The organism is Clostridium sp., assembly GCF_032552055.1.
GTDB lineage: Bacteria > Bacillota > Clostridia > Clostridiales > Clostridiaceae > Clostridium.
Window position 1 is genome coordinate 1 of the sequence record NZ_JAWGSV010000331.1, and the last position, 2,802, is coordinate 2,802.

Here is a 2,802-nt window from a genome sequence, read left to right on the forward strand (position 1 = left end):
AATAAGTAGTTTGTAAAACTATATGGAGGATATGATGGATAAAAATGAATTAATAGAAAAATTTAAAGAACTGAACTTACAAAATCAATTAGCTTTAGATGAAATACCAGAATTAGATTTATATATGGATCAAGTTACTCAATTGTTTGATAGCAAATTTAATGAATGTAAAAGAACGGAGGATGATAAGGCATTAACTAAGACTATGGTAAATAATTATGCCAAGGGAAAATTACTAATGTCAATAAAAAATAAAAAGTATAGTAAAGAGCATTTAATCTTGATGAGTCTTATATATAACTTAAAGGGCGGATTATCAATTAGTGATATAAAAAGTTCATTAGATAAAATAGTTAAAACCTTTGAAGATGGTGAAGAATATCCAATAAGAGATTTATATAGTCTATATTTAAAACAACATAATGAAGATTTACAAGATGTTGAAAAAACTATAGTGGAAAAGTCCAATAATATAGAAAATATGATGTTAAATGAGAAGTCAGATGAAGATAATGAGTTCCAAAGAAATTTTCTTTTACTATGTTCATTTATAAATATGAGCAATATGTATAGAAAAATGGGAGAAAAGTTAATAGACGAATATTTTAGTAAATTTTAAGGAGTAGATAAATGAAGAATTCTATTTATTTAAATGATGAATTAAAAAGAATAGATGGAAGAGGATATAAGACATATAAGGATTTACAAGATAAATATGATTTTAATGATTACATTTTAAGCATTGATCATGTTCAAGGAGATCCCTTTGCATCGCCTTCAAGATTAAGAGTTATTATAAATAAAAGTAAAGCTAAATTTCCAGAAGAACTACTTAATGAAGAATATAAGAAAGTAGCTGTTTCTGATTTCTTAACTAGATTATTTTATACTAATATTAATAATTTTAGCGAAAAGATTTTTGGATCTGGAAAAAGTGGTTTAATGTCAATAAGTAGATGCACTCAAGAGATATTAGAAAGAACTTCAATAGTTATTAATAAAGATAATATAGAAGCAAGGTTTTATGTTGGGTTTCCAGCTAAGGGAAGGACAGTATTAGCTAAGGAATTAGAAAAAATCTTATTCAATGTTATTCCTAATATAGTTACCAATACATTAGTATATGAAAATATTAATAAAGCTAAGTTAATAAATAGAATTAAATTAGTTGAGGACCAGGAATATATAAGATCAAAACTTAAGGAAAAGGATTTAATTGCCTTTATAGCAAATGGATCAATACTTCCAAGGGAAAGTGGAGTATCACAAAGACCATTAATAGATTCAATACCTTTTAAGTCACCTAAAACCTTAGAAGTTGATTTTCACTTACCTAATAGGGGATTAGTTAAAGGAATGGGAATTAAAAATGGTATAACAGTAATAGTTGGTGGAGGATATCATGGAAAGTCTACACTTTTAAATGCATTAGAACTTGGAGTCTATAATCATATTGAAGGTGATGGTAGGGAACTAGTTATTACTGATGATTCAGCTATGAAAGTAAGAGCAGAAGATGGAAGAAGTATTAAAAATACAGATATATCATTATTTATAGATAATCTTCCTAATGGAAAAGAGACTGTAAGCTTTACTACTGAAAATGCTAGTGGAAGTACATCACAAGCAGCTAATATAATAGAAGCTATTGAATCTAAATCAAAAGTTTTATTAATTGATGAAGATACATCAGCAACTAATTTTATGATTAGAGATGATTTAATGCAAAAATTAGTATCTAAAGAAAAAGAACCAATAACTCCATTTATAGAAATTGTTAAACCTCTATATAATCAAAAAGATGTTTCAACTATCTTAGTTATAGGTAGCTCCGGAGATTACTTTGATGTAGCAGACTATGTTATCCAAATGGATAATTATGAAGTTAAAGATGTTACAATGGAAGCAAAGTCCCTTATGAGAGGTGAAATAAATAAGAGAATTAAAGAAAAGAATATACTAATAGATATAAATCTTGATAGAAAACTTCAAAAGGGAACGATAGAAAGTACATATAAGGGTGTAAAGATCAAAACTATGGGAGTAAGTAGCATCAATATAAATAATGAAAATATTGACTTAAGGGCAGTTGAGCAAATAGTAGATAATGAACAGTTAAATGCTATAGGATCAATTATGAAGTGGATAGAAGATAATATGATGATTAAAAACTTATCCTTAGAAGGATCCGTAAATAAAGCATATGAGGAAATAACTAAAAAAGGATTAATTTCTATAGATAAAACTAAGGGTGGAAATGGAAGTATGTCATTACCTAGAAAGCAAGAAATTATGGCAACTTACAATAGATATAGAAATTTAAAAATTAATTTAAAAAGAATATAACAGATATAAATTCCTTATGAATTATCATATTATAGAGCTATTAAAAAATAAGTTACTATAATATGATAATTCATTCTTTTTACATAAAATCCAATTCTTCAGCTATTTCCTCATTAACATAGAGATTTTGTCTTATAGGCTTTCCATTAATATATTTCCACATTTTAATCTTTTTTTGAGTAACTTTATAGATAACTTGACCATCAAGGAGCCCATAAGCATTGAAGGAACTTAAATGTACTGATTTATAAAGTTCCATTAATTCTTTATTCTTCTAATCCTTCCAATCTCCAATTTCTTCAGCTACACCTTCAATAGATATGTTATTAAAACATAAGGCAACATTATTATTTTTAGTTATCTGATTATACTTAATGTAGCACTTATAGGTAAATATATTAATATTTCATGGAACTAATTATTAAAGAAAAAATATCTAATGATATGGAATTCAAC

Annotated in this window: 3 protein-coding genes; 2 read left to right on the forward strand and 1 reads right to left on the reverse strand. The window is 26.3% G+C overall.

The window, feature by feature from the left end:
- Window positions 1-34 precede the first annotated feature (34 nt).
- Complete coding sequence (locus tag E6248_RS15035; protein WP_316341587.1) at window positions 35-619, forward strand: DUF1836 domain-containing protein; 585 nt, start codon at window positions 35-37, stop codon at window positions 617-619.
- Between the two features lie 11 nt (window positions 620-630).
- Window positions 631-2,346, forward strand: coding sequence for an ABC-ATPase domain-containing protein (locus tag E6248_RS15040; RefSeq protein ID WP_316341588.1), 1,716 nt, complete (start codon window positions 631-633; stop codon window positions 2,344-2,346).
- Between the two features lie 79 nt (window positions 2,347-2,425).
- On the opposite strand, the gene E6248_RS15045 is transcribed toward E6248_RS15040, so the two are convergent.
- Window positions 2,426-2,605, reverse strand: coding sequence for a hypothetical protein (locus tag E6248_RS15045; protein WP_316341589.1), 180 nt, complete (start codon window positions 2,603-2,605; stop codon window positions 2,426-2,428).
- Window positions 2,606-2,802 lie beyond the last annotated feature (197 nt).